Origin of the sequence: Cellulomonas biazotea (assembly GCF_004306155.1) — a bacterium.
Lineage (GTDB): Bacteria > Actinomycetota > Actinomycetes > Actinomycetales > Cellulomonadaceae > Cellulomonas > Cellulomonas biazotea.
In genome coordinates, this window is record NZ_BIMR01000347.1 from 1 (window position 1) to 4,865 (window position 4,865).

The 4,865-nt window shown below is 76.4% G+C and carries 5 protein-coding genes and 1 pseudogene; 2 read left to right on the plus strand and 4 right to left on the minus strand.

The features are described 5' to 3' along the window. A partial coding sequence (locus CBZ_RS18290) for an HNH endonuclease family protein (RefSeq protein ID WP_130782897.1) occupies positions 1-984 on the plus strand: 984 nt, incomplete at its 5' end. 21 nt (positions 985-1,005) lie between these two features. On the opposite strand, the gene CBZ_RS18295 is transcribed toward CBZ_RS18290, so the two are convergent. The 3 genes from CBZ_RS18295 to CBZ_RS18305 are packed head-to-tail and all read right to left on the minus strand — an operon-like array spanning position 1,006 to position 3,615. Next, a complete protein-coding gene (locus tag CBZ_RS18295) occupies positions 1,006-2,286 on the minus strand; it encodes a threonine/serine exporter family protein (protein WP_130782898.1) in 1,281 nt (426 codons plus the stop codon). Between the two features lie 7 nt (positions 2,287-2,293). Next, on the minus strand, positions 2,294-3,040 hold the full coding sequence (locus CBZ_RS18300) for a rhomboid-like protein (protein ID WP_130782899.1): 747 nt from the start codon (positions 3,038-3,040) through the stop codon (positions 2,294-2,296). Beyond that, a complete protein-coding gene (locus tag CBZ_RS18305) occupies positions 3,037-3,615 on the minus strand; it encodes a YdeI/OmpD-associated family protein (protein ID WP_165446850.1) in 579 nt (192 codons plus the stop codon). Before CBZ_RS18305 ends, CBZ_RS18300 begins: the two co-directional genes overlap by 4 nt. Before the next feature lie 52 nt (positions 3,616-3,667). On the opposite strand from CBZ_RS18305, the gene CBZ_RS18310 reads away from it, so the two are divergent. Further along, a complete protein-coding gene (locus tag CBZ_RS18310; RefSeq protein ID WP_165446851.1) occupies positions 3,668-4,375 on the plus strand; it encodes a GOLPH3/VPS74 family protein in 708 nt (235 codons plus the stop codon). 6 nt (positions 4,376-4,381) lie between these two features. Here the strand turns inward: CBZ_RS18310 and CBZ_RS21150 are convergent. Further along, a pseudogene (locus CBZ_RS21150) lies at positions 4,382-4,865 on the minus strand (hypothetical protein); the annotation flags it as partial.

Sequence of the window (4,865 nt, forward strand, 5' to 3'; positions counted from 1 at the left end):
CCGCTGGACACGGCAGGCGCGGCGGGTGGCCCGGCGGCACCGGTCGCGACGGCCTCCGCGGCGGCCGACGACCTCGCGGACCCCGACGACGAGTCGCTCGCCGCGGACGACGCGGCCGCCCTCCCGGCGCCGGACGCCGCCCCCGTCGGCGACACCGCCGCGGTCCTCGCGCAGGCCCAGGGGCAGACGGCGCTCGTCGCGCTGGGGCTGCTGCCCGTCAAGGGCCGGGCGCCGAAGACCGGGTACGACCGCGACCTGTTCGCGTACCGGGAGGTCGACCTCGACGGCAACGGCTGCGACGCGCGCAACGACATCCTGCGCCGCGACCTGACGGGCGTGACGCTCAAGCCGGGCACGCAGGAGTGCGTCGTCCTGACGGGCACGCTCGCCGACCCGTACTCCGGGACGTCGATCCCGTTCACGCGCGGGTCCGCGACGTCGGCCGACGTGCAGATCGACCACGTGGTCGCACTGTCGGACGCGTGGCAGAAGGGGGCGCAGCAGCTCGACGCGTCGGCGCGGCAGCGGCTCGGGAACGACCCGCTCAACCTGCTCGCCGTGTCCGGACCGCTGAACTCGCAGAAGGGCGACGGGGACGCGGCCACGTGGCTGCCGCCGCACAAGGCGTACCGGTGCGCGTACGTCGCCCGGCAGGTCGCCGTGAAGTTCACGTACGGGCTGTGGGTGACCGCGGCGGAGCGGGACGCGATCGCGGGGATCCTCGCGTCGTGCCCCGGTGAGCCGCTGCCCGCGGGGTCGGCCCTGCCGCCCGCGCAGGCCGCCCCCGCTCCGGCACCCGCACCCACCGCGCCCGAGGCCGGTGCCCCCGCGAACCCCGGCAACAGCAAGGACTGCCGCGACTTCGCGACGTGGGCGGACGCGCAGGCCTGGTACTCGACCTACCTGCCGCTCTACGGCGACGTCGCGGAGCTCGACGGCAACGACGACGGGGTCGCGTGCGAGTCGCTGCCCGGCGCCCCCTGACCGAGCCACCCAGCCGGCGCGTCAGCGCTCGAACGCCCACACCCGGTCGGTGAGCATGCGCGCGACGGCCAGCCCGATGGCGAGGGCGGCGACGACGAGCCCGGCCTGCACGGCGTAGGCGAGCGCGTCGGTCGTCTGGCCGTCGGACAGGTGGAAGACCGCCCGGTAGGCGGTGACGCCCGGGACCATGATGACGACGGCGGGCACGGAGATCGTGATGCGCGGCACCCGCAGGCGGGGGGCGACCGCGGCGGCGAGCAGCCCGACGAGCAGCGCGACGACGGCCGCGGCGGCCTGCACGACGACCCCGGCGTCGACGAGCTCGAGGCGGACGACGTTCGCGACCATCCCGACCCCGGCGGCACCGACGGCCATGGGCCACGGGCTGTTGAACATGAGCGCGAACCCGAGGACGCCGAGGAACGACGCGACGAACCGCAGCGCGAGCAGCAGGCCGGGGTCGAGGCCGAGCGGCTGCGCGGGCTCGGGCTGCAGCCCCACGACGGCGGACACGCCCCACACCGCGAGCGCAGCCGACGTGAGGATCATGAGCGCGTAGACGAGCCGTGCGACGCCCGCGGAGAAGTCGAGCTTCGCGAGGTCGAGCGCGCCCGTGACGAGCGCGAACCCGGGGATGAGGAACAGCACCGCGGACACGTAGCCGGCCTCGTGACGGACGGGGATCGCGCCGACGTCGTGCAGGACGGTGACGAACCCGAGGTAGGTGAAGGCGCCGAGCGCGGCGGCGAGCATCGTCACGCCGAACTGGTTGTAGCCGCGGTGCAGCAGAGCGCGGCGCAGCGCCTGGCCGAGCGACGCCCCGACGAACACCCCGACGACCTCGATCGGCCCGCCGTTGTTGAGGAACGCGAACGCGGCGCACGCGATCCCGGACCACAGGGCGTTGAGGATCGCCGGGTACAGGGGCTTGCGAGCGGCGATCGCGTCGAGCTCGGCGGTGGCCTCCTCGACGGTCGTCTCGACGCCGTCGCGGACCTTGCGCTCCTCCAGGCGGGAGACGAGGGCCTCCAGGCGGGACAGCCGGTCGGCGTTGATGCCGACGGACCGGACCTCGGTGACCTCGGTGCGGAACGAGTGGCCGCGGTGCGACGTCGCGGTGATCTCGGTCAGGGTCACGTGGGCCTCGTGCCGGTCGACGCCCAGGGCGCGCGCCATGCGGGCCATCGACGCCTTGACGCGGTACGACCCGGTCCCGGCGGACAGGCTCAGGCGGCCGACGCGCAGCGCGACGCCCGAGCGTCGGATGAGCTCGAGCTCGTCGTCGGTAGGCTCGGTCGGCACGTGCCCATCATGGCTGGTCGGGACCCCGGGAGCCCCCGGGACGCTCGTCCCGGTCGGGGGTGAAGGGGCTGTGGCGGTCGTCACCGCGGGCCCAGCCAGGTCGCCAGCCGTGGGTCGTCGCCGCCGCCGCGACGGCCCGGCCGAGGACGAACGCGAGCAGCAGGCCGATCACGAGCGCCGTGGCGTGCCCGACGTCGGTGAACGTCCGCTGCCACACCCCGGGCAGCACCCACGCGGCGAGCAGGACGCCCAGGTACCACCACCGCCACCGCCGGGGCACGCGCGCGACGAGCACGCCGGTGACGCCCGCGACGACGTAGCTCACGCCCACGTCGGACACGCCCGCGATGGTCGGCGACAGCCAGCCGCGTGCGATGCCCGTCGTCAGCACGGCGCCGACGACGAGCGACGCCCCGACCTGCCCGGCCACCATCACGGCGACCGTCGCTGCGCGGCCCAGCCAGCGCTGCGCGTACCCGACGGCGATGACGAGGACCACGACGAGCAGCAGGTTCGACAGGTGCGGCAGGACGAACGCGCTCGCCACCAGCGCCTCGACCGGGCGCTCCCGCAGGTTGTCGAGGTTGCCGCTCACGTGCGCGGTGACCGCGGCGGCGGTCGCGTCGGGCAGGAACGCCATGACGAGCGCGCCGAGCGTGACGAGCCCGCCGTACACGAGCGCGACGTCCGACCGGCGCACGGTCGCGCCGACGTCCCGCAGGACGACCCGGGCGGCCGCACGTGCCGTCGTCACCGGATCGCGCGCTCCCCGGCGGCAGCCCGGCGGGCGACCTCCTCGACACGGGTCGCACGCGTCGCGGGCCGCTTCGCCTGCACGAGCCACACCAGGTGCAGCCGCTTGACCGACTTCGGGAACGCCTCCCAGTGCGCGAGCGCGCCGGGGTGCGCCTCGAACGCGGCGGCCAGGTCGGCGGGGACGACGAGGTCCTCGACGTCGTCGAGCAGCGTCCACGACCCGTCGGCCTTCGCGGCGTCGACGACGGCCGTGCCCGCGGGCAGCATCCTCCCCTCGGCCTCCAGCCGGACGAGCCGCTCCTTGTTGGTCCGCGCCCACCCCGACCCCGGCTTGCGGCGGGCGAAGTACTGCGCGCTGCGCTCGTCGTCGAGCGACCGCTTGGTCGCGTCGATCCAGCCGACGGTCAGCGCCTCCTCGACGGCCTCCTGGTACGGCACCGCGGGACGGCCCGTCGGACGCTTCCACGACACCAGCCACACGCCCGACGCGGTCGCGTGGTGCTCGACCAGCCACGCGCGCCACTCGTCCACCGTCTCCGCGTGCACCTGCGGTGCGTCGCCCAGGTCCGCCATGCCGCCGATTCTGCCCTCCGCACGACCGGCCCGCGGCGCTACCGTGATCGCCATGCTGCTCGCGGAGGAGACGCTCCTGCTGCTCACCGACCCGACGACGGGCCGGCCGCTCGACTCCGGCCAGCGCACGGCCCTCGCGCTCGCCGGCGCGGTGCTCGTCGAGCTCGTGCAGGGCGGGCACGTCGAGATCACCGCGAAGGACCAGCCGAAGGACCACCCGAAGGCCCGGCCGGGCCGCGTCGTCGTCACCTCGACGGCGCCGACCGGCGACCCCGTGCTGGACGACGCGCTGCGCCTCGTCGCCTCGTGGAGCCGTCCGCGCCGCCCGCAGGAGGCGCTGCCCGGCCTCGCGAAGAACCTGCGCGCGACCCTGGACGGCCGGCTGGTCGCCGCGGGCGTGCTGCGCGAGGTGCCCGTCCGGTTCCTCGGCCTCACCTGGACGACGAGCCGTCCCGCGGTCGACCCCGGCGGCCCGTCCACCGCGCTACGGCACCGGCTGCGGGAGGTCGTCGTCGGCTCGCGGCAGCCCGACCCCCGCGACGCGACCCTCGTCGCCGTGGTGCACTCCCTCGGCCGCGTGCCCGCCGTCGTCGGGGACGTCGGCCTCCCGCGCTCCGAGGTCCGGCGCCGGGCCAAGGCGATCGCCGCGGGCGACGTCGGCGGGGAGGCGGTGCGCCGGGCCCTGCAGGCCGCCGAGGGCGCGACGGCGGCGGTCGCCGCGTCCGCGGTGGCCGCGACGTCGGCGGCGACGTCGGGCTGACCGGGCTCAGGGTGTGCCGAGGTCCGCCAGGGCCTGCTCGGCGCGCTCCAGGGCGCGGGTCGCGTCCGTGTCGGCATGCTGCGCCTGGCGCAGGTCCCGCTGCGCCGACGTCAGCGCCTTCTCCTGCGCGTGCAGCGTCGTCCCCGCGCGGGACTCGGCGTCGTCCGCACGCGCCAGGGCCTTCTGCGCGGCCGCGAGACGGCGGCGCAGGTCGACCAGGGCCGCCTCGAGGTCGTCGACCTCGCGACGCGCGTCGGCCGCCGCCTGCTCCGCGGTCGCGACGGCCTCCTGCTGCTCGTCGCGGTCGCGGGTCGCGTCGTCCAGGCGCTCGCGCGCGCGGTCGAGCGCGGCGGCGGCCTCGTCCTTCGCACGCTGCGCGGAGCGGACCGCGTCCTCGCGGTCGCGGCGGCGGCGACGGTCGGCGGCCGACTCCCGCGGCGCCTCCTCCGCGGCGGGCTCGGCGTCGTCGGCGTCCTCGACGACCCGCAGG